17 protein-coding genes are annotated in these 21,565 nt (G+C 69.9%); 6 read left to right on the top strand and 11 right to left on the bottom strand.

What is annotated here, in order from left to right; genetic code table 11:
- Positions 1–18 precede the first annotated feature (18 nt).
- Positions 19–3,090: an RHS repeat domain-containing protein gene (locus tag KFLA_RS06335; protein WP_012918943.1), complete on the bottom strand. Its 3,072-nt coding sequence runs from the start codon at positions 3,088–3,090 to the stop codon at positions 19–21.
- Between the two features lie 299 nt (positions 3,091–3,389).
- Here KFLA_RS06335 and KFLA_RS35380 point away from each other — a divergent pair, with 299 nt between their 5' ends.
- From KFLA_RS35380 to KFLA_RS06320, 3 genes are all read left to right on the top strand, one after another.
- Positions 3,390–3,950, top strand: a complete 561-nt coding sequence (locus KFLA_RS35380; RefSeq protein WP_012918942.1) for a TetR/AcrR family transcriptional regulator — start codon at positions 3,390–3,392, stop codon at positions 3,948–3,950.
- Between the two features lie 40 nt (positions 3,951–3,990).
- Positions 3,991–6,165, top strand: a complete 2,175-nt coding sequence (locus tag KFLA_RS06325) for an MMPL family transporter (RefSeq protein ID WP_012918941.1) — start codon at positions 3,991–3,993, stop codon at positions 6,163–6,165.
- 139 nt (positions 6,166–6,304) lie between these two features.
- Positions 6,305–7,291: a pirin family protein gene (locus KFLA_RS06320; RefSeq protein WP_012918940.1), complete on the top strand. Its 987-nt coding sequence runs from the start codon at positions 6,305–6,307 to the stop codon at positions 7,289–7,291.
- A gap of 142 nt (positions 7,292–7,433) precedes the next feature.
- Here the strand turns inward: KFLA_RS06320 and KFLA_RS06315 are convergent, their stop codons facing one another.
- Positions 7,434–8,072: an aminoglycoside phosphotransferase APH(3') gene (locus KFLA_RS06315; RefSeq protein ID WP_012918939.1), complete on the bottom strand. Its 639-nt coding sequence runs from the start codon at positions 8,070–8,072 to the stop codon at positions 7,434–7,436.
- Between the two features lie 118 nt (positions 8,073–8,190).
- Complete coding sequence (locus tag KFLA_RS06310) at positions 8,191–9,474, bottom strand: glycoside hydrolase family 18 protein (RefSeq protein WP_041289179.1); 1,284 nt, start codon at positions 9,472–9,474, stop codon at positions 8,191–8,193.
- A gap of 143 nt (positions 9,475–9,617) precedes the next feature.
- Between KFLA_RS06310 and KFLA_RS06305 the strand changes: the two genes are divergently transcribed.
- Complete coding sequence (locus tag KFLA_RS06305) at positions 9,618–10,493, top strand: neutral zinc metallopeptidase (protein WP_148256557.1); 876 nt, start codon at positions 9,618–9,620, stop codon at positions 10,491–10,493.
- 39 nt (positions 10,494–10,532) lie between these two features.
- Here KFLA_RS06305 and purH read toward each other — a convergent pair whose 3' ends face one another.
- From purH to KFLA_RS06290, 3 genes are read right to left on the bottom strand one after another with little or no spacing between them, the layout of a single operon-like run.
- Positions 10,533–12,092: a bifunctional phosphoribosylaminoimidazolecarboxamide formyltransferase/IMP cyclohydrolase gene (purH, locus tag KFLA_RS06300; protein ID WP_012918936.1), complete on the bottom strand. Its 1,560-nt coding sequence runs from the start codon at positions 12,090–12,092 to the stop codon at positions 10,533–10,535.
- On the bottom strand, positions 12,089–12,721 hold the full coding sequence (gene purN, locus KFLA_RS06295; protein ID WP_012918935.1) for a phosphoribosylglycinamide formyltransferase: 633 nt from the start codon (positions 12,719–12,721) through the stop codon (positions 12,089–12,091). The genes purH and purN overlap by 4 nt, the downstream gene beginning before the upstream one ends.
- A 10-nt stretch (positions 12,722–12,731) precedes the next feature.
- A complete protein-coding gene (locus KFLA_RS06290) occupies positions 12,732–13,991 on the bottom strand; it encodes a cell division protein PerM (protein WP_012918934.1) in 1,260 nt (419 codons plus the stop codon).
- 155 nt (positions 13,992–14,146) lie between these two features.
- Between KFLA_RS06290 and KFLA_RS06285 the strand changes: the two genes are divergently transcribed.
- Positions 14,147–15,484: a hypothetical protein gene (locus tag KFLA_RS06285; protein ID WP_041289178.1), complete on the top strand. Its 1,338-nt coding sequence runs from the start codon at positions 14,147–14,149 to the stop codon at positions 15,482–15,484.
- A 56-nt stretch (positions 15,485–15,540) separates the two neighbouring features.
- Here the strand turns inward: KFLA_RS06285 and sucD are convergent, their stop codons facing one another.
- On the bottom strand, positions 15,541–16,431 hold the full coding sequence (sucD, locus tag KFLA_RS06280; protein WP_012918932.1) for a succinate--CoA ligase subunit alpha: 891 nt from the start codon (positions 16,429–16,431) through the stop codon (positions 15,541–15,543).
- Between the two features lie 13 nt (positions 16,432–16,444).
- Positions 16,445–17,617 carry an ADP-forming succinate--CoA ligase subunit beta gene (gene sucC, locus KFLA_RS06275; protein ID WP_012918931.1) on the bottom strand — a complete coding sequence of 391 codons (1,173 nt, stop codon included), beginning with the start codon at positions 17,615–17,617 and terminating at the stop codon, positions 16,445–16,447.
- Between the two features lie 196 nt (positions 17,618–17,813).
- On the opposite strand from sucC, the gene KFLA_RS06270 reads away from it, so the two are divergent.
- On the top strand, positions 17,814–19,451 hold the full coding sequence (locus KFLA_RS06270; RefSeq protein WP_012918930.1) for a glycoside hydrolase family 13 protein: 1,638 nt from the start codon (positions 17,814–17,816) through the stop codon (positions 19,449–19,451).
- 57 nt (positions 19,452–19,508) lie between these two features.
- On the opposite strand, the gene KFLA_RS39270 is transcribed toward KFLA_RS06270, so the two are convergent.
- Genes KFLA_RS39270 through KFLA_RS06260 form a run of 3 tightly spaced genes read right to left on the bottom strand, consistent with a single transcriptional unit; the run spans position 19,509 to position 21,549 of the window.
- The gene (locus KFLA_RS39270) at positions 19,509–19,637 is read right to left on the bottom strand and encodes a hypothetical protein (RefSeq protein ID WP_012918929.1); all 129 of its coding nucleotides are present in this window, start codon (positions 19,635–19,637) and stop codon (positions 19,509–19,511) included.
- On the bottom strand, positions 19,634–20,485 hold the full coding sequence (locus tag KFLA_RS06265; RefSeq protein WP_012918928.1) for a carbohydrate ABC transporter permease: 852 nt from the start codon (positions 20,483–20,485) through the stop codon (positions 19,634–19,636). The genes KFLA_RS39270 and KFLA_RS06265 overlap by 4 nt, the downstream gene beginning before the upstream one ends.
- Complete coding sequence (locus tag KFLA_RS06260; protein WP_012918927.1) at positions 20,482–21,549, bottom strand: carbohydrate ABC transporter permease; 1,068 nt, start codon at positions 21,547–21,549, stop codon at positions 20,482–20,484. Before KFLA_RS06260 ends, KFLA_RS06265 begins: the two co-directional genes overlap by 4 nt.
- Positions 21,550–21,565 lie beyond the last annotated feature (16 nt).

Here is a 21,565-nt window from a genome sequence, read left to right as displayed (position 1 = left end):
CACGAACGCGGTCCCTAACTAGTCGTCATCGTCGTCGAGAAGTCTTCGGTTCGTCACGATTCCAAGACCGGCTCCCAATCCGGCCGCGCCACCGAGAAAGGCGCCGGTCCCCGTACCGACCACGGGCACGACGGAGCCGACAATGCCGCCGCTGACACCGAGGATTCCAATGGTGCTACCGATGAGGTTCAGGTCGTCATAGAGTTCGTCGTACCCGTACAGGCCAGTGGGGTCCGTGAGATTGACCGGATTGCCGTTGGCGTAGGCGTAACGGCTAGCGGCGCCGGGTTCGAGGAGTTGGCTGAGTGGGTCTTGGCTTACCCAGTTGGCGGTGGTGGTGTCGTGCCAGCGGACGCCTCGTTTGAGCCAGCCGGTTTGGTCGTCGAGCAGGCCTTGGGTGTAGCGCAGGGGGTTGATGGTGGCGGAGGTGCCGGTGGCGGTCAGCTGTTTGCCGGCGGGGTCGTAGGTGTAGGTGGCGGTCACGGCGCCGGTGTTGTTGACCAGGCCGACGGGTGAGCCTTGGTTGTCGAGGGTGTAGTAGTCGACGCCGGTTGCGGTGGTGAGGGCGATGGGTGAGCCGGTGGGGTCGGTGTCGAGGTAGCTGGTTTGGCCGTTCTTGGTGAACGACTGGATGATCGGTACGCCGTTGCGGTCGCTTTGGCCGTAGACGTAGCTGGTGGTGCTGGTGCCGGTGGTGGTGGAGACGAGTTCGTTCTGGTCGCCGCCGCCCCAGGTGTAGCTGCTGGACGACGAACCGTTGGTGCGGGTCGTCATCTGGCCGGCGGCGTTGTAGGTGAAGGTGCCCTGGGCCGGGTCGGCGGTGCGGTTGCCGGCGGCGTCGTGGCTGTAGCCGGCGGAGCTGATCTGGTTGCCGCTGTTGTAGGCCAGGCCCTGGACCTGGACGCCGTCGATCTTCGTCGAGGTCCGGTTGCCGGCCTTGTCGTAGGCGTAGGTGTAGTCGTGGCCGCCGAAGTTGGTGACACCGGTGAGCCGGTTCGAGGTGTCGTAGCTATAGATCGACCGGGCCGCGTTGAGGTTGTTGGTCGACCAGCGGATGACGCCGGTGTCGGTGGTGGCGGACGCGGACGGGCAGGACTGGCCGGAGACGTAGGGCGAGTAGCAGAAGGAGGTGTCGTAGACCTTGGTGGCGTCGTTGGAGGCGCGGGACGTCCAGGTCCGCGAGATCCGGCCGGCCTTGTCGAACGTGGTCTTGGTGTGCGCGGCGAACGTCGTCCGGGCGGTGTTGGTGTTGAACCAGGTGTCGGTGCGCTTGGCGTTGGCGTCGTAGCCGAACGCGGTGACCTGGCCGTTCGGGGTGGTCATCGACACGACCTGGTTGGCGTTGTCGTAGGTGTAGGTGGTGGTGCCACGCGCGTCGGTCTTGCTCGTGAGGTTGCCGGCCTTGTCGTAGCCGTAGCCGAGGGTGCCGCCGCCGGAGGTGGAGGTGCGGGAGGTGACGCGGTTCTGGGCGTCGTAGGTGTACGTCGTGGTCCCGGAGGCGTCGGTGCGGGTCAGCACGTTGCCGGCGCCGTCGTAGGTGAACGCCACGTCGGGGGTGGTGTCGGAGTACTGGATGGTCTTGATCCGGTCGGCGCGGTCGTAGGCGTAGATGGTGCGCAGTCCGCGGCCGTCACGGACGCTGTGCAGCCGCCCCAAGCCGTCGTAGGCGGCCACTACCGGCAGCAGGCTCGACCCGGTGGGCGGGGCGATGTTGGTGATCTGGTGGTTGGCGTCGGCGGTGTAGTCGGTGACGTTGTCCCGCGGATCGGTCGAGGTGTTCAGCGTGCCGTCGGCGTTGTAGTCGACGTTCGACGTTGTTGTCGCCGAACTGTTCGCCGAACTGAGCGGGTTCCCGGCTCCGTCGTAGGTGAACAACTTGTTGTTGCCCTGGGTGTCGGTACCGCCCGACGGCAGGTACTTCGCAGGCCCGGTGTTGGCGTACGACGCGGTCGAGTCCGCACCCATCGCCGAGGTCACCCCGGTCAGCGACTCACCACCGTTGACGGCCGGGTTGTAGCCGTAGGTCGTGACGCCGGCGACGCCGTTGGTGGAGGTGGCGACATCGTTGAACGCGGTGTAGGTCTTCGACCGAGACCGGCCCAGCGGGTCGGCGGCCGACGTGACCAGTTCCTGGGCGTTCAGCCGGTAGTAGGTCTGCGGCCCGTCGTAGGGGTTGGTGGCGGTGTTGTTCGGGTCCGCGACGTAGGTTTCACCGGAGGAGTAGTAGGTGAACCGGGTCGCCGCGCCACCGGCCGGGTTCTGCTGGGTCACCTTCTTCACCCGGTGCGAGGCGTCGTACTGGATCGCGGTCTGCTTGCCCTCGCCGTTGGTGATCGTGGTCAGGTCACCGGTGGTCGCGTCGTACCCGAACTGGGTGGACTTCGAGGTCGGGTCGGTGATCTTGGTCAGCTTGCCGCCTGTGTAGGTGTAGCCGACGCTGCGCGGCGTACCGTCGTCACCGGTCTGCGCGATCGTCACCAGGTTGCCCGACCAGGTCAGGTCCGCCGTTTTCGCGCCGGTTCCGCCGCGGGTCGAGACGACCTGGGACAGCTTGCCGGTGGTGTAGGTGAACGTCGCGGTCTGACCGTTGCGGTCCTTGATCGAGACGAGCTGGCCCGAGGAGTTGAACGTCGAGACCTCGTTGCTGGCGTGGTCGGTGATCGTCCAGCCCGACGTGGTCTTCACCATCGCGACCTTGAACCCCGCCGGCGGCGTGTACGTCGTCGACGTCAACGGTTTGAACACGCCTTCGCGGCCTTCCGGCGCGAGGTACAGCACCGAGTTGTCGTCGTTCAGGATCACCTTGGTGTCCTGACCGACCCGCATCGCCCAGCCCACGCCGGCCGACCCCGACGGCAAGGCGGCGCCCGACCCGAGGCGCAGACTGTTGTAGGTCAACCCCAGCTGCAGATCGCCCTGGATGCCGGGCAGCGCCAGGTCGGACGTGGTGACCATCAAGTTGCCGGTAGCAACATCAACCGAGGCCGACACCTTGTCGGAGATCGAGAACGGAATCCGGGTCGCCGACGGGCGAGCACCCGTGAACAGCGCCGTGTGCACCGCGGTCGTGCCGGCTTCGGCCGGAGTCACCGCCAATCCTGTGCACAACAGCAGCAGCGCCGTAGCAGCCGAACCGGCCGTACGACGTGATCGTCGAGAAGCAGACATGCAGAAACAACCCCCAAAGCAACGGACGGCTCCCCCGGCCACGACCCCCGAGTCCGGAGAAGGATGCGTCACAGACAGTGTCATGGCAGTCACCTACAGACCAGCGCCGGAGACCGTGAACCGGTTGCAAGAAGCTGCAACCAGGAACCACCAGGTGACCTGAGGCACAATCCTGACCGATCGGTTGAATCCTGGCCGATCGGTCAGCAACACTGGCGAACATGGCAGAGACCAGCCCGGCCCGGGAGCGCACCCGGCGGGAGATCGAGCAGCAGGCGATGGCGCTGTTCGCGAGCAAGGGGTACAGCGCGACCTCCTTGCAGGACATCGCGACCGCGGCCGGCTGCTCGAAGGCGACCGTGCTCTACCACTTCAACGGCAAGGCCGCGGTGCTGGCGGCCGTGCTCGCGCCGTCCCAGCAGGCGCTGAAGGACGTGGTGGCCGAGGCCTCCCAGCTGCCGCCGGCCGAGGCCCAGGAGCTGGCGATCACCCGGTTCAGCGCGCTGGCGGTCGAGCTGCGCGGCCTGATCGCCGTACTGCAGGACGTGCTGCCCACGATGGAGGAGATGCCCGAGTTCGCCGACCTGGTGGCCGACGGCATCGAGCTCACCCACATCCTGGCCGGCCGCGGCGCGGACCGGCTGGAGCAGGAGATCGCCAAGTTCGCGATCAACGGCCTGCTCGGCGAGTGCCGCCACCCCGACGGCCGCTCCGACGAGGAACTGCGCGAACTCTGCGACACCGCTTTCCGCCGCCTGCTGCGGCCCCCGCCGACCCCCTGACGCCTGCCCGGACCCTTCGCCCGAACGGACGTACTGCCTGATGGCCAACCTCCTGTACCGGCTCGGCCGGTTCTCCTACCAGCGCCGCCGCATCGTCGCGGCGATCTGGACCTTCCTGCTGGTCCTGCTCGGCGTCGGCGCGTTGACGCTCGGCGGCCAGACCGCGAACACCTTCTCGATCCCCGGCACCGAGTCGCAGCGCGCGCTCGACGCGCTGGCCAAGGACCTGCCGACCGCGAGCGGCGCGTCGGCGAGTGTCGTGGTCAAGGCCCCGGCCGGCAAGACGCTGATGGACCCGGCGGTGAAGACCGCGGTCGGCAAGACCGTCGCCGAGGTCACCAAGGTGCCGGACGTGGTGGCCGCGGTCGACCCGTACACCAGCAAGGCGATCAGCCCCGACGGTACGACGGGCCTGGTGCAGGTCCAGTTCGGTACCACCGCCGACGAGCTGCCCGAGGCCACCAAGGACGCGTACGACGGACTGGACGCGCTCAGCTCGGCCGATCTCCAGGTCGTGCCGGGTGGCACCGTGGTCGGTGGCCCGCCGGAGATCGGCAGCACCGAGGCGATCGGCGTCGCCATCGCCGCCGTCGTACTGATCGTCACGTTCGGCTCGCTGGTCGCCGCCGGCATGACGTTGCTGACGGCCCTGATCGGTGTCGTCGCCGGGATGGCGGGTCTGTTCCTGCTCACCTCGGTGGTGGAGATCTCCTCGACCGCGCCGATCCTGGCACTGATGCTCGGCCTGGCGGTCGGCATCGACTACGCCTTGTTCATCAGCTCCCGGCACCGTTCGCAGCTGGCCGAGGGGATGGACCCGGAGGAGTCGGTCGCGCGGTCGACGGCGACCGCCGGTTCCGCCGTACTGTTCGCGGGGGCGACCGTCGTGATCGCGCTGGCCGGGCTGAGCCTGGTCGGGGTGCCGTTCCTGACCGCGATGGGGCTGGCCGCGGCGGCGACCGTGCTCACCGCCGTCCTCGTCGCACTGACCCTGCTGCCCGCGATGCTCGGCTTCGTCGGGCGGCGGGTGCTGCCGCGCAAGCTCCGGCAGGCCGGCGCCACGGCCGAGCCGACCGAGGGCTTCGGCTTCCGCTGGGCCCGGCTGGTGACCCGCTTCCGCGTCCCGATCGTTGCTCTCGGCATCATTGGCCTGGGCGTGCTGGCGCTGCCCGTGCAGGACATGCGGCTGGCGATGCCCGACGGCGCGACCGCGCCCGAGAACTCGAACCAGCGGATCGCCTACGACCTGTCCGCGGCCGCCTTCGGACCGGGCTCGAACGGGCCGCTCGTGGTCGTCGTCAAGACGCCCGACGCGCAGCAGTCCGGCGCGCTCGTCGAGCAGGTGACCGGTGCGGCGAAGGGCCTCAAGGACGTGGTCGCGGTGCAGCCCGGCCCGGCCAGCGAGAACGGCGCCACCCGGCTGATCAGCGTCATCCCCGCCAGCGGGCCGGCCAGTGAGCAGACGTCCGACCTGGTCGGCGAGCTGCGCGACGTGATCAAGCCGCTGGCGCAGAACGGCGCCGAGGTTTCGGTGACCGGCAACACCGCGATCGGCGTCGACGTCTCGCAGAAGCTGACCGACGCGCTGCCGACGTACCTGCTGGTGGTGATCGGGCTGTCGTTCCTGCTGCTCCTGCTGGCGTTCCGGTCGATCCTGGTGCCGCTGAAGGCGACGCTGGGCTTCCTGTTCACGATCGGCGCGACGTTCGGCATCACCGTCGGCGTCTTCCAGCTCGGCTGGGGCGCGGAGCTGCTCGGCGTCGACACTCCCGGCCCGCTGGTCAGCTTCCTGCCGATCATCATGATGGGCATCCTGTTCGGGCTGGCGATGGACTACGAGGTGTTCATCGTGTCCCGGGTCCGGGAGGAGTTCGTGCACGGCAAGCACGCCGCCGAGGCGACCATCCAGGGTGTCGGTCACGGCGCCCGGGTGGTGACCGCGGCCGCGCTGATCATGGCGGCGGTGTTCGCGGGCTTCATCCTGGTGCACGACCCGATCATCAAGACGATCGGCTTCGGCCTGACCGTCGGCGTGCTGATCGACGCCTTCGTGGTCCGGATGACGCTGGTGCCGGCCGTGCTGACGCTGCTCGGCGACCGCGCCTGGTGGTTCCCGCGGTGGCTGGACCGGATCACGCCGAAGGTCGACATCGAGGGCGAGACGCTGCGGGTCGAGCCGAAGCCGGCCGAGAAGGATCTGGTCAAGGTCGACTGACCGACGCGTGTGCGGGGCCCGGACAGGTGGTCGCCTGTCCGGGCCCCGTCGTCGTTCCGGCGGCCGGGAACACTTCGGCGGTTGCCGCGGTTGAAGTGTTTAGTTTATATTTGAACTACCTGTCAGCGAGGAGACCACCATGCCCGCCGTGACCGTGAACGACATCACCGTGCTGCCGCGCGTCCACCAGCCCGACCCGGCCGTCGCCCGGGAGCGCGCGGTCCGGTCGGTGACGTCGGCGCCGCACGGCTACGAGGGCGAAGGTTTCCCGGTCCGGCGGGCCTTCGCCGGGGTGGACCTGCGCGAGCTCGACCCGTTCATCCACATGGACCAGATGGGTGAAGTGGAGTACGCGCCGGGCGAGCCGAAGGGCACCCCGTGGCACCCGCACCGCGGCTTCGAGACCGTCACCTACATGCTCGACGGAATCATGGAGCACCAGGACTCGCAGGGCAACGGCGGCGTGATCTCCAACGGCGACACCCAGTGGATGACCGCCGGCAGCGGCCTGCTGCACATCGAGACCCCGCCGGAGCACCTGGTGCTGAGCGGCGGCCTGTTCCACGGCATCCAGCTCTGGGTCAACCTGCCGAAGGCGCAGAAGTGGGCCGCCCCGCGCTACCAGGACATCCGCGGCGGCGACTCCGCACTGCTCTCGACCGCCGACGGCGGCGCGCTGATCCGGGTCATCGCCGGCTCGGTCGACGGGTACGACGGCCCCGGCTCCACCCACACGCCGATCACGCTGGTGCACGCCACGGTGAGCCCGGGCGCGGAGCTGGTGCTGCCCTGGCAGCCGGAGTACAACGCGCTCGTCTACGTCCTGGCCGGTCAGGGCACGGTCGGCGCGGAGCGTCGCCCGTTCCGCAAGGGCCAGCTGGCCGTCTTCGGTCCCGGCGACACCATCCGGACCGCCGCGAGCACCTCGCAACCGCAGGCCGAGCCGAACCTCGACGTCCTGGTGCTCGGCGGCCGCCCGATCCGCGAATCGATCGCGATGGCCGGCCCGTTCGTGATGAACACCCGCGCCGAGGTCGTCCAGGCCTTCGAGGACTTCCAGGCCGGCAAGCTCGGCACGATCCCGGCGGTGCACGGGGCGCCGACCGAGCTGCAGGAACGGAACTGACCACCTTCGGGGTGGAAGAGGAACAGGGTGCACCCGGTGCGCGAGCGAGGCACGTGCGACAGGTCCCCCATCGGCGGTCAACCTCCGCCGCCACGGTCCGCACCACCCCGAGTGCCTACCGCCGCGCTTTCCGCTCGACCGCTCAGAAGTCCCCGGAGTCGTCGAGCGCTGTGTAGTAAGGGATGCGCGGGTCGTCCGGGTCCGCGCCGTACGCCGTGGCGAAGGTGCGGGCGGCGGGCGGACCGCCGTACTGGGGGTTGAGCCGGCCGGACAGGCTCTTCACCATCAGCGCGATGTCGACGTACCGGTCGCCGAGGCCGAGGCGGCTGATGTCCAGGACGCCGGCGAAGCGCAGGGTGTCCGGGTCCACGAAGACGTTCGGTGCCGCGTAGTCGCCGTGGGTCACAACCTGGGCCGAGCCCGGGAACGGCGACCGGAAGGGACAGTCCGGCGGCAGGGCGTGCAGCTCGCGCAGGCCGGCGGCGATCGCGGCGAGGACGTGAGGGCGGTCGGCGGCGGGCCATGGTTGCGACGCATCCCGGCCCGGCAGCTCCGAGGTGAGCATCCAGCCGTCGCCGCGATCCAGGACGCGCGGGCACGGGAAGCCGGTGCCGCTCAGCCAGACCAGTCGGTCGGCGTCGGCGCCGACGGCCGGATCTTCCTTGTAGTACAGGGTTTCCGCGCCGCGTCGGAGGCGGACGACGGTCGCGCCCGAGTGCCCGACGAGAACCGGCTCCGCATTGCGCGCGCTGAAACGAGCAGCCAGCGTTTCGACGTCCACCGGCGTCACTCTAGGAACGGACGCGGACCCCCACCACTCATTAACCCTCCGGATCGCGGCCTGTCGCCCACTGGGCGGTGCCCCGGTGAGAGGTTGATGAGTGGTGGAGGTTCAGCGGTCAGCGCAGGTTGCGGTGCAGGGCGGTGATCAGTTCACCGTCGGCGGTGTCGCCGTCGAGGGACCAGATCATCGCGCCGCCGAGCTTGCGCTGGGAGATGTACTGCGCCTTGCGCTTCATCTCGACCGGGTCGTCCCAGGTCCAAAAGGTGGTGCCGTCGAAGAGCCAGGCGAACCCGGCCTGCTCGTCCCGGTGCACGGTGAACTGGCTCAACTTCGCCTTCAGCAGCCGGTAGTCCTCGTACCCGGCTTCGTACGTCGCCGGCGCCGGACCGGTGGCCGGCTGGAAGAGCCCGTTGTTCTGGTTCGTCACGCCGGTCCAGCCGCGGCTGTAGAACGGCACGCCCATCACCAGCTTGTGCCGCGGCGCGCCCCGGGACAGGTACGCGTCGATCGTCACCTGGGAGCTGAACTCCGCGGTCGACGGGTCGCCGGCCGGGCCGTCGATCGCCGACTGCTGGTTGGTGACCGGATCCCAGGCGCCGTGGTAGTCGTAGCCTTGCGTGGTGGCGAAGGTGAGATCCTTGAACAGCTTCTTCACCTCGAACCCGTTGTCCACCTGGGCCGGCGCGGCCGGCAGGAACGCCGACAGCGTGTAGCGGCCGCTGAACGGCCAGGACATCCGGTCCAGCTGCTTGCGGTACTCGCGCACCAGCGCGGTGAAGTTCTGCTTGTCCTCGGGCCGGATGACGTTGCCCGGGTTGCCTTCGCTGCCCGGCCACTCCCAGTCCAGGTCGATGCCGTCGAACACACCCTTGGCCGCGCCGGCCGGAGCGCCCGGCAGATTGCCCTTGATCCACAGGTCCAGGCAGGACCTCACGTGCGCGGCCCGGCTGGCGGGCGTGAGCGCGGCGTTCGAGAAGTACTTCGAGCCGGTCCAGCCGCCGAGCGAAATGCTGATCCGCAGCTTCGGGTACTTCTTCTTCAGCTGCTTGAGCTGGTTCAGGTTGCCGGCCAGCGGCTGGCCCTCGACGTCGGCCTTGCCGCTCACACTCTGCTCGGCGCTGAACGGCCGCTGGTAGTCGGCCCAGGCGTCACTGCTCACGCACTTGCCCTGCTCGTCCAGGAACCCGAACGCGTAGTTCAGGTGGGTGAGCTTGGCCGCGGTGCCGTTCTTCACCAGGTCACTGACCAGGAAGTTGCGGTCGTACCCGCTCCACTGCGTGTAGTACCCCACCACGCGCTGACTGCCGCCGTGAGCTTCGGCCGGCACCGCGGCCAGCCCCACCGGCGCCGCGACCGCGACTGCCGCGACCAACGCAAGACTTCGACGCTTCACGAACATGATCTCCCCAACGGGCGGTTTGAGGGACAGGTGCGGCACACAGTAGGCCGCCGCGCCGACTTAAGCAATGACTCTGCCGAAAACCGTCCCACCCGAAAGAGCGTTCTCTTACGGGACTGCTGTTGCCGGGGTATCGTCGGGCGGTGAAAACACGGGGATGGACGGCCTGCGTGCTGGTCGGGCTGCTGGTGATGGGGTGTAGCGCGAAGGAGTCGCCGGGCGAGCAGGCCGCGTCCGACGTGGAGGACGCGCGGAAGGCGCTGGCGTCGGTCACGCCCTCGGTGGCGTCGGCCGAGCCGTCGGAGCGGGTCAGCGCGCCGCCCCAGCCGGCGGTCCTGACGAAGAATCCGCTCTACCGGGCCGGGCGGCTGCCCGCGGCCCGGTGCAAGGCGCCGCGGTACGCCGTGACGTCGGTTGCGACCGCTCGGACCTTCTACACCGAGCTCCTGCGCTGCATGAACAAGGCCTGGCAACCGGTGATCCGCAAGGCCGGGTTCACCTTCCAGCCGCCGAAGCTGGTGGTGACGAACGGGCAGTCGCCCTCGTCGCCGTGCGAGTTCGCCGACGGCCAGGCGTACTACTGCCACGGCACGATCTCCATGGACGCCGCCCCCGACCTGGCCGGGATGGAACTCCAGCCGGTGTCGACCAAGATCTGGATGGCCTTCAACTTCGGCCACGAGTACGGCCACCACGTCCAGGTCCTGACCGGGATGCTCGAGGCGAACTACGAGCGCGGGCTGACCCTGAACGGCGTCGAGGTCGCCCTGGAGGAGAGCCGCCGGGTGGAGCTGCAGGCGTCCTGCCTGAGCGGGGTTTTCCTCGGCGCGGACCGCGCGTCGATCCCGGTGACCGCGGACTGGCGGGAGCGCTACCAGTCGATCGTCGGCACCGGCAACGACCCCGAGCGCGACCACGGCAGCCCGAAGAACCACGAACGCTGGTCACTCGCCGGCCTGGACGCCGCCGACCCCGCCGCCTGCAACACCTACGTCGCGGCCTCGGCCCAGGTGTCCTGACGGCGTACGGCGGAGAGTCCCGCCGTACGCCGGCGAGGCTCAGTGGAAGAAGTGCCGGGTCCCGGTGAAGTACATCGTGATGCCGGCCTTCTGCGCGGCCTCGATCGCCTGCTCGTCGCGGATCGAGCCGCCGGGCTGCACGACCGCCGTCACGCCGGCCTCGATCAGCACCTCGAGACCGTCGGGGAACGGGAAGAACGCGTCGGAGGCGGCAACGGACCCCGCGGCGCGGTCGCCGGCCCGGGAGACCGCCAGGCGGCACGAGTCGACGCGGTTGACCTGGCCCATGCCGACGCCGACCGAGGCACCCTGGCGGGCGAGCAGGATCGCGTTCGACTTCACCGCGCGGCAGGCCTTCCAGGCGAAGGACAGGTCGGCGAGCACCTCCGCGGAGGCGGCCTCGCCCGCGGCCAGCTGCCAGGCGTTCGGGTCATCGCCCTCGGCCTGGAACCGGTCGGCGTGCTGCAGCAGCAGCCCGCCGCTGATCGGCCGCAGCTCGACCGTGTCGGCGCTGTCCCGCGGCGGCGCGACCAGCAGCCGGATGTTCTTCTTCGCCTGCAGCACCTCGACCGCGCCGTCCTCGAACGAGGGCGCGACCAGCACCTCGGTGAAGATCTCCGCGACCTGCTTGGCCATCTCGACCGACACCGGCGCGTTGGTGGCGATCACACCGCCGTACGCCGAGACCGGGTCGCACTCGTGGGCCCGCCGGTGCGCCTCGGCGATGTCGGCGCCGACCGCGATGCCGCACGGGTTCGCGTGCTTGATGATCGCCACTGCCGGCTCGGCGAAGTCGTACGCCGTCCGCCGGGCCGCGTCGGCGTCGACGTAGTTGTTGTACGACATCTCCTTGCCGTGCAGCTGCCGGGCCGACGCCAGCCCACCGCTGCCGCTGCGGTAGAGCGCGGCCGGCTGGTGCGGGTTCTCGCCGTAGCGCAGCACCGCTGACTTGGTCCAGGTCGCGCCGGCCCAGGCCGGGAAGCCCGAGCCCTCGCTGCTGTCGGTGAGCACGTTGCCCATCCAGGAAGCGACGGCCACGTCGTACTCCGCGGTGTGCACGAACGCGTCGGCGGCCAACCGCTGCCGCTGCTCCAGCGAGAAGCCGCCGTCGGCGAGCGCGGCCACGATCTCGCTGTAGCGGGCGGGCGAGACGACGACCGCCACGTTCGCGTGGTTCTTCGCCGCGCCGCGGACCATCGACGGGCCGCCGATGTCGATCTGCTCGACGCACTCCTCGACCGACGCCCCGGAAGCGACCGTCGCGGTGAACGGGTACAGGTTGCTGACCAGCAGGTCGAACGGCTCGACCCGCATCTCGGCCAGCTGCTCGACGTGCTCGGCCTTGCGGACGTCGGCCAGCAGGCCGGCGTGCACCTTCGGGTGCAGCGTCTTCACCCGGCCGTCGAGGCATTCGGGGAAGCCGGTCAGCTCCTCCACCTTGGTCACCGGTACGCCGGCCGCGGCGATCCGGGCGGCGGTGGACCCGGTCGACACCAGCTGGACGCCGGCCTCGGACAGCGCCTGCGCGAGCTCCTCCAGACCGGTCTTGTCGTAGACGCTGATCAGCGCCCGGCGGATCGGCCTGCGGTCGGTGCTCACTTCAGTCGAACCTTTCGTCCGGTGATGGTCCAGCCGTCGCGGACCAGCCGGCCGACCCAGTCCACCAGCTGGCGGCGCTCGACCTCCTTGATCCGCTCGGTCAGGCTTTCTTCGGTGTCGTCGTCCTCGACCGGCACGACGACCTGGCTGATGATCGGCCCGGTGTCGACGCCGCCGTCGACGAAGAACAGCGTGGCGCCGGCCACCTTGACGCCGTACTCGAGCGCGTCCCGGGGCCCGTGGATGCCGGGAAAAGCCGGCAGCAGCGCGTTGTGGGTGTTGATGTAGCGGTCGCCGAAAGCGGCCAGGAAGTCGTCGCCGACCAGCTTCAGGAACCCGGCCGAGACGACCAGGTCAGGCCGGTACAACCCGACCGAGGCGGTCAGCGCGCGGTCCCAGTCGGCCCGCTCGGGGTAGTCCTTGACCTTGTGCACGAACGTCGGCACCCCGGCGGCCGCGGCCCGGTCCAGCCCGGCGATGCCGTCGCGGTCCGCGCCGACGGCAACCACCTGGGCGCCGTACGCCGGATCCTGGCAGGCGTCGAGCAGGGCCTGCAGGTTCGAGCCGGAACCGGACACGAGCACGACCAGTCGTGCCGGCTCAGGGGTGGGCGCCACCGGGTCTGTCACGCCGCAAACCCTATCGCCCGGCCTCCGGCTCCCCTTCGGCCGGGCGGCGGGCGGCCAGTACGCCGGCGGCGACGGCGGCGCCGATCGCCATCCCGGCGCCGAGCACCCCGGCGGCCGGCAGGGCCGCGGGGATGCCGATCTCGGCCATCCGGCCGGGACCGGCGGACCCGCCTGACAGCATCATCAGGATCAGCAGCGTCACGGCCGCCAGCAGCGCCGCCATGGCACCACGCAGCGCGAACGCGTCCCAGCCCAGCGCCTCGGCCTCGGGCGCGGCAAGCCCGCGCCGGGTCACCACCACCCCGGCCACCGCTCCGGCAAGCAACGGGACCAGCGCGGTGAGCACCAGCAGGTAGGTCGGAGTCGCCCCGTCGGTCGGTACCGCGGCCAGCAGCGGCAGCGCCGGCAGGTTCCCGACGTCGACGCCGGTCGGTGCGATCGTGGTCCCGGCGCCGAGCTGGAAGCCGGGCCCGGCGAGGAACGCCACGACGTACAGGATGACGTTCGGCAGCAGGCCGAGGCAGATCGCGAACAGCACCACCGAGCCGACGATCCCGGTGTCCAGCAGCTCCAGCATCCCGGTGACCCGGGAGAAGCGGACGGCCAGCAGGACGCCGTACAGGAGTGAGGCGGTGCCGAGGATGGTGAGCACCGCGGCACCGGCGGCCGGGACCGCGTCGCGCAGACCGCTCGGGGTCGCGTCGACCAGGTCGGCGGCGGCGCCGGACTCCACCAGGATCCCGGCCGTGCCGGCGACGAGCGCGAGGGATGCCGCGCCGAGGAACGCCGAGAACGGTGACACCTTCAGCGGGCCGTCGGAGGTCAGCAGCGCGATGAACAGGGCGCCGAACGCGTAGACCGCCGCGAACACGCCGGCCGCGGTCAGCAGGTCCTTGGTCCGGTCGGCCGCGCTGGTCCGCACGGTGAACCGGCCGCCGCGGTACAGGCACCAGCCGAGAAAGAGCGTGATGCCGAGCGGTGCCAGGGTGATCGAGCCGCCGCCGAGCGTCGCTCCGGCCTTGTGCGCGACCAGCCAGACCGCGGCACCGGCCCGGACGGCACCCGACGCGCCGCCGAACGTCGCGGCCAGCCAGCCGATCACGGCAACCGCCGCGCAGGCCAGTACGCCGGTGAGCAGACAGGTGCCGGCGCCGATGACCGCGGCGAGCACCACCGGCCGGGGAGGAGCGACGGCCTCGGGGCGGGCGGGCCCGGGCGGCGGGTGGGATCCTCCGTCGCGGGCGCCCGGACGGCTCAGCATGTCGGTCATCTGACTCCCATCGTCGCCCCGGTCAGGGGGACTGCTCGGTGTGACACGCCGCATGTGGAAGACTTCGCCGGGCTGGCTCCGTGGTAGGCCGATCCCCGTCACCGGGTAGATTCGGCCTGGACCAGGGGTGGAATCAGTCAGGAGGTCTGGAGTCATTGTCCGGTTCCCACCGTGCGCCCCGGGGCGGCAGCCGTGCCGCGGCCCGCGAGGCCAGGCGGCAGCAGAGCCGCCGCCGGAACCAGATGATCGGCGCGGGGGCGGCCGTCCTGGTCCTGCTCGGCGGCGGCGGGATCGCCGCGCTGAACGCGTTCGGCGGTGACGACACCCCCAGCGACGCCAAGTCCAGCGCGCCCGACGACAACGGCGGTGGCGACAAGAACCTGCTCGCCGACGCGAAGGTGCTGATCGACGCCCCGACCGCCAAGCCGCTGACCACCACTGGCAGCTGGGCGGTCGCCGGGACGGCGGACGGCAGCAACGCGCCGGACAAGTCGTTCGTCTGCCAGGCGCAGCGCTTCGCCGACCCGGCCGGCATCCGGACCTGGGTGCGTACCCTCCGCAACGCGGCCACCCGGGACACCGCGGTCCAGTACGTCGAGGTGTCCAACGACGCCGCCGCGGCCGCCAAGTCGTACAGCACGATCACCGGCTGGCTGAGCCAGTGCAACACCCCGCAGGTCCGGTTGGTCGCCAGCTACACCACCCAGGGCCTGGGTGACCGCGGCGTGATCGCGGTCTTCGGCCAGCCGAACGGCTCCAAGTCGAACAAGTACCGCACGGTCAGCGTCACTACCGCGGGCCAGGCCACGATGGTGCTCGAGCACGCCGGCTCCGGCGGCAACCCGCCGAAGCCGGACGGCGTGCTGGCCACCGCGAGCGCCGGGCTGAAGCGGATCTGCGCCCAGACCGGCGCGAGCTGCGGCACCGCCGCACCCAGCGTCCGGCCGGCGCTGCTGCCGACCGCGGAGTCGGCCGGCTTCATGGCGCCGATCGACCTGCCGGTGCTGGCCAGCGTCGACAAGCCGTGGGTCAGCGTGACCGGCGAGGTCCGCTCCGGCACCCTGTGCGAGAAGATCGACCTGAAGAAGGCCAAGGCGACGAAGTCCCGGACGCAGACGTACGTCGTACCGGAGGCGCAGGTGCCGACCGAGTTCGGCCTGGACGCCACCGTCGCCAAGTTCGCGACGCCGGCGACGGCGAGCGCGTTCGTCACCCAGATCCGCAAGAACGTGGACGGCTGCCCGAAGACCACCTCGAACGCGACGGTGAAGTCGACCGGCTCACTCAGCCAGAGCGGGGTCAGGGGCGAGGCGTGGAAGGCGACGTACGACACCGGCGGCGGCAAGGTGTTCACCTACCGGATCGGCATCGCCGGAGCCGGTGACCGGGCGGTCTACCTGCTCTACCCGGTGCTGAAGAACCTCGACATCAGCGACAGCGCGTTCACCGACATCCTCAGCCGCGCCGCCGAGCGGTCCGCGACCTTCAAGTAGCCGCAACGACCTGTGGCCCCGGGCGAACCGCCCGGGGCCACAGGTTTCGTACCGAACTACTTCGACAGCTCCTGCATGATCTCGCGCATCAGGTTGGCGGTCTCCGACGGCGTCTTGCCGACCTTCACCCCGACGGCCTCCAGCGCCTCCTGCTTGGCGGCGGCGGTGCCGGACGAGCCGGACACGATCGCGCCCGCGTGGCCCATCGTCTTGCCCTCCGGCGCGGTGAAGCCGGCCACGTAGCCGACGACCGGCTTGGTGACGTTCTCCTTGATGAACGCCGCCGCGCGCTCCTCGGCGTCGCCGCCGATCTCGCCGATCATCACGATCGCGTCGGTGTCCGGGTCGTCCTGGAACGCCCGCAGCGCGTCGATGTGGGTGGTGCCGATGATCGGGTCGCCACCGATGCCGATCGCGGTGGAGAAGCCGAAGTCCCGCAGCTCGTACATCATCTGGTACGTCAGCGTGCCGGACTTCGAGACCAGGCCGATCCGGCCCGGACCGGCGATGTCGGCCGGGATGATGCCGGCGTTCGACTCGCCCGGGGTGATGATGCCGGGGCAGTTCGGCCCGATGATCCGGGTCTTGCCGGAGGCCTGCGCGGCGGCGAAGAACGCGGCGGTGTCGTGCACCGGCACGCCTTCGGTGATCACCACGACCAGCGGCATCTCGGCCTCGATCGCCTCCAGCACCGCGTCCTTCGTGAACTTCGGCGGCACGAAGACCACCGACACGTTCGCGCCGGTCTCCTTGATCGCGTCCGCGACGCCACCGAACACCGGTACCGGCTTGCCGTCGAAGTCGACGCTCTCGCCGGCCTTGCGCGGGTTCACGCCGCCGACAATGTTGGTGCCAGAGGCAAGCATCCGGGTGGTGTGCTTGGTGCCCTCGGAGCCGGTCATGCCCTGGACGATGACCTTGCTGTCCTTGGTCAGGAAGATAGACATGTTCAGCGATCCCTTACTTCGCAGCCAGCTCGGCGGCCCGCTTGGCGGCGCCGTCCATCGTGTCGACCCGCTCCAGACCGGCCAGCCCGGCCTCGTCGAGGATGCGGCGGCCCTCCTCGGCGTTGTTGCCGTCCAGCCGGACGACCAGCGGCTTGTTCACGGCCTCACCGCGGCCGGCCAGCAGCTCGAAGGCCTGGACGATGCCGTTCGCGACCGCGTCGCAGGCGGTGATGCCGCCGAACACGTTGACGAACACGCTTTCCACCTGCGGGTCGGAGATGATGATCTCCAGCCCGTTCGCCATCACCTCGGCGGACGCGCCGCCGCCGATGTCGAGGAAGTTGGCCGGCTTGACGCCGCCGAACTGCTCACCGGCGTACGCGACCACGTCGAGCGTCGACATGACCAGCCCCGCGCCGTTGCCGATGATGCCGACGGAGCCGTCGAGCTTCACGTAGTTCAGGCCCTTGGCCTTGGCCGCGGCCTCCAGCGGGTCCTCGGCGGAGCTGTCCTCGAACTCGGCGTGGTCCGGGTGCCGGAAGTCGGCGTTCTCGTCCAGGGTGACCTTGCCGTCCAGCGCCTCGACGTTGCCGTCCTCGAGCTTGACCAGCGGGTTCACCTCGACCAGCGAGGCGTCCTCGGCGATGAAGACCTGGTACAGCTTGGCGATCTCGACCGCGGCGGCGTCCAGCACGTCGGCCGGGTAGCCGGCCTGCTCGGCGATCTCGCGAGCCAGGGCCTCGTCGACACCGGTGGCCGGGTCGATCGAGATCTTGGCGACCGCGTCCGGGTTGGTGTGCGCGACCTCCTCGATCTCCATGCCGCCGGCGGCGGAGGCGATGCACAGGTAGTTGCGGTTGGCCCGGTCGATCAGGAACGAGAAGTAGTACTCCTCGCCGATCGCGGCGGCCGGCACGATGTTCAGCGTCTTGACGACGTGGCCCTTGATGTCCAGGCCGAGGATCTCGCGCGCCTTCTGCTCCGCCTCGTCGGGCGAGGAGGCCAGCTTGACGCCGCCGGCCTTGCCGCGGCCGCCGGTCTTCACCTGGGCCTTGACCACCACGGTGCCGCCGATCTTCTCGGCGGCGGCGCGGGCTTGTTCCGGCGTGGTGACGACCTCGCCGACCGTCGTCCGCACGCCGTGCTTGGCGAAGACCGTCTTCGCCTGGTATTCCATCAGATCCACGAGTGTGGTCCCTCTCTGCTTGGTGCAGGGCCTGTTGCAAGTCGTCCGCGGCAGGCTGCGGTGCGTAGGAGAGGCACGGTCGCCGGCGCGTTCCGTCGGGCTGAGACTAGCCACCCCGCCGCGCGCCGCACCAGCCGGGGTACGGGCTGAGACGACGGTCACAGCCTGGTTGCCCCGCCGTGAAAGGCTGGCTGCCATGACTGAAGGATCAACCAGACCAGCTGACGACTGGTGGCGTCGTGCCGTCGTCTACCAGGTGTACCCCCGCTCGTTCGCCGACGCCGACGGGGACGGAACCGGGGACGTGAACGGGATCCGGGCCAAGCTGCCGTACCTGGCCGACCTCGGCGTGGACGCGATCTGGATCAGCCCGTGGTACCCCTCGCCGCTGCTCGACGGCGGGTACGACGTGTCCGACTACCGCGACATCAACCCCGACTTCGGCACCCTGGCGGACGCAGACGCGCTGATCGCCGAGGCGCACGCGCTGGGGCTGCGCATCCTGATCGACCTGGTCCCGAACCACTGCTCCTGGGAGCACCCCTGGTTCAAGGCCGCGCTGGCGGCGGGCAAGGGGTCGCCGGAGCGTGAGCGGTTCTGGTTCCGCGACGGCACCAACGGTCAGCCGCCGACGAACTGGCCCGCCGCGTTCGGTGGCGGTGCCTGGCAGCAGATCGAGGACGGCCAGTGGTACCTGCACATGTTCGACATCTCCCAGCCGGACTGGAACTGGGACCACCCTGAGGTGATCGAGGAGTTCGACGCGATCCTGCGGTTCTGGTTCGACCGCGGCATCGACGGCTTCCGGATCGACGTGGCCGACTCGATGGCCAAGGACGCCTCGCTGCCCGACGTCCCGCTGCACGAAGGTCAGCCGACCCGGGAGAAGTACGTCGGCAACCCGTTCTACGACCAGCCGGGCGTGCACACCATTCACCAGCGCTGGCGCGCGATCGCCGACGAGTACGCCGACACCCCGCAGGGCCCGCGCGTCTTCGTCGCCGAGGCGTGGCTGTCGCCGGCCGAGCGGCTGGCCCAGTACGTGCGCTCGAACGAGCTGCACTCGGCGTTCAACTTCGACGTCCTGCGCTGTGCGTGGGACGCGAAGGAGCTGCGCCAGGTGATCGACTACACCACCGACAGCCTGTGGGCCGTCGGCGCTCCGGCGACCTGGGTGCTCAGCAACCACGACACGATTCGGCACCGCACGCGGTACGGCCGGGACCAGCGCGACGCACTCGAGGGCGCGGGCGTCGTACCGACGGATCTCGAGCTCGGTCTGCGCCGGGCCCGGGCTGCGGCGCTGCTGGAGCTGGCGCTGCCGGGTGGCGCGTACATCTACCAGGGCGACGAGCTCGGTCTGCCGGAGGTCGAGGACCTGCCGGAGGAGGTGCTGGACGACCCGACCTGGGAGCGGTCCGGTCACACCGTCCGGGGCCGCGACGGGTGCCGGGTCCCGATCCCGTGGAGCGGCAGCGAGCCGCCGTACGGGTTCGGGAGCGGTGAGGGGCAGCCGTGGCTGCCGCAGCCGGCCGGCTGGGGGCCGCTGACGGCCGAGGCGCAGGCGGGTGACCCGGGAAGCCACCTGAACCTGTACAAGGCGGCGCTGCGGATCCGCCGTGAGCACGAAGCACTCGGCGAGGGCCGGATGCGCTGGGACGAGGACGTGCCGGCCGGCGTGCTGTCGTTCACCCGCGACCCGGGCTTTCGCTGCGTGGTCAACCTGGGTGACGAGGCGGTCGACCTGCCGGCCGGAGCCGAGGTGCTGCTCGCCAGCGATCCGGTTCCCGACGGCCTGCTCCCCACGGACACCGCCGTCTGGCTTCGCGCCTGACTTTCCCGGCAACGCGAGAAGGGCTGGAACCGTGAGGTTCCAGCCCTTTCGTCGTGACTACCGGTTGCGCCGGTCGCGCCGGTCGCGCTCCTCGCGGTCCCTGCGGTCCCGTTCCTCGCGGTCCCGCCGGTCGCGCTCCTCGCGGTCGCGGCGGTCCTGCTCCTCCCGGTAGCGGTCCGGACTCACTTCACGCCGCCCGCCGTCAGGCCGGCGACGATCCGGCGCTGGAAGATCAGCACCGCGATCACCAGCGGAATGGTGACCACCACGCCGGCCGCCATCTGGGTGCCGAACGGCTGGTCGAACCCGGAGACCCCGGTGAACTTCGAGATCGCCACGTTGGCGGTCTGGATCTCCTTCTTGTTCACCATGCTCAGCGCGATCAGGAACTCGTTCCAGGCCGCGATGAACGTGATGATCGCCGTGGTGAACACACCCGGTGCCGCCAGCGGCAGGATGATCTTGCGGAACGCCTGCGCCGGGGTGCAGCCGTCCACCATCGCCGCCTGCTCCAGCTCCCGCGGCATCTGCCGGAAGAACGTGGTCAGCGTCCACACCGCCAGCGGCAGCGCGAACGACAGGCTGGGCACGATCATCGCCTGGTAGGTGTTGATCCACTCGATGTCGATGAACAGCTTGAGCAGCGGGATCACCAGCGAGATGCCCGGGAACATCGAGGTGGTGATGATGATCGCCAGCACGACGTTCTTGAACTTGAAGTCGAGCCGGGCCAGCGTGTACGCCGCGACCAGACCGACGATCAGGGTCAGGATCGTCGTCACGCCGGCGACGATCAGGCTGTTCAGCAGCGACCGGCCGAAGCCGACGCCCTCACCGAAAACCGCCTGCAGGTTGTCCAGCGACCACGGCGACGGCAGCAGCGAGTTGTCGAACTGGTCCAGCGGCCGCCGGAACGCCGACACGATCATCCAGTAGAACGGCGCCAGGCAGTACAGCACGATGATGGCCACGCCCAGCAGCGGCGCGTACCTGCGCAACGGGCCGGCCTCCGCGGCCTTGATGTTCGTACTCATCCTGAGAACCCTCCTCCGCTGTTCGCTCCGGCCAGTGCCGTCGTACTCGCTCCCGGCGGAGCCGCGTCGCGGTTCCTGCGCTTCTTCCGGCCGTTGGTCTTCTTCTTCTGCACCGCGTCACCGAGCACGTCGGCGCCGAGCAGCTTGACGAACACGTAGGCCACCACCGCGACGTACAGGAACAGGATCGTCGCGTACGCCGCCGCCGGCCCGTACCGGGTGTTCGAGGCCTCGTCGAAGGCCAGCATCGACAGCGTCTCGACCGATTCCTTGTTCGCACCGACGAGCACGTACGGCAGGTCGAAGATCCGCAACGTGTCGAGGATGCGGAACAGCACCGCGACCAGCAACGCCGGCTTCACCAGCGGCAGCGTGATACGGACGAACTGCTGCCACGGACTGGCGCCGTCGACCTTGGCGGCCTCGTACACCTCGTCCGGAATCGTCTGCAGGCCCGCGAGCACCAGCAACCCGATGAACGGTGCCGTCTTCCAGGTGTCGGCGACGATCACCGACAGCACCGACTGCCAGCCCTCCGTCGACCACAGGATCTGCTGCCCCAGCAGCGCGTTCGCCGCGCCGTCGGCCTGGAAGATCCACTTCCACAGCAGCGCGGAGACGACGGTCGGGATCGCCCACGGGACCAGGATGCTGGCCCGGACGATGCCGCGACCCTTGAACGCCTTGTGCATCACCAGGGCCATCCCCACGCCGAGCACCGTCTCGAGCAGCACACAGGTGATGGTGAAGAACGTGGTGTTGTAAAAGGCGTTCCAGAAGCGCTCCCCGGTCTCGCCGGAGAAGATCGCCGTGTAGTTGTCGAGGCCGACGAACTGCGACCCCTCGATGACGAAGCCGTCCTCGTCGAACCGCTGGCCGCTGGTGTACAGCGACTCGCGCAGCGCCGAGATGATCGGGTAGACGACCACCAGGGCGAGCACCAGCAGCGTCGGCGACAGCAGGATCGCGGCCAGCCGGCCGGTCCCCTCGTCGAACGTCGTCTGCCGCTTCGGCTTGCGGCCCCTGGCCGGCGGCACGGCGGGGACCTGGGCGGATGAACTCATCTCAGCCTCCTTCTCT

This window comes from Kribbella flavida DSM 17836 (assembly GCF_000024345.1).
In the GTDB taxonomy this organism is placed as follows: domain Bacteria; phylum Actinomycetota; class Actinomycetes; order Propionibacteriales; family Kribbellaceae; genus Kribbella; species Kribbella flavida.
This window is presented reverse-complemented; position numbering and strand designations above follow the sequence as displayed.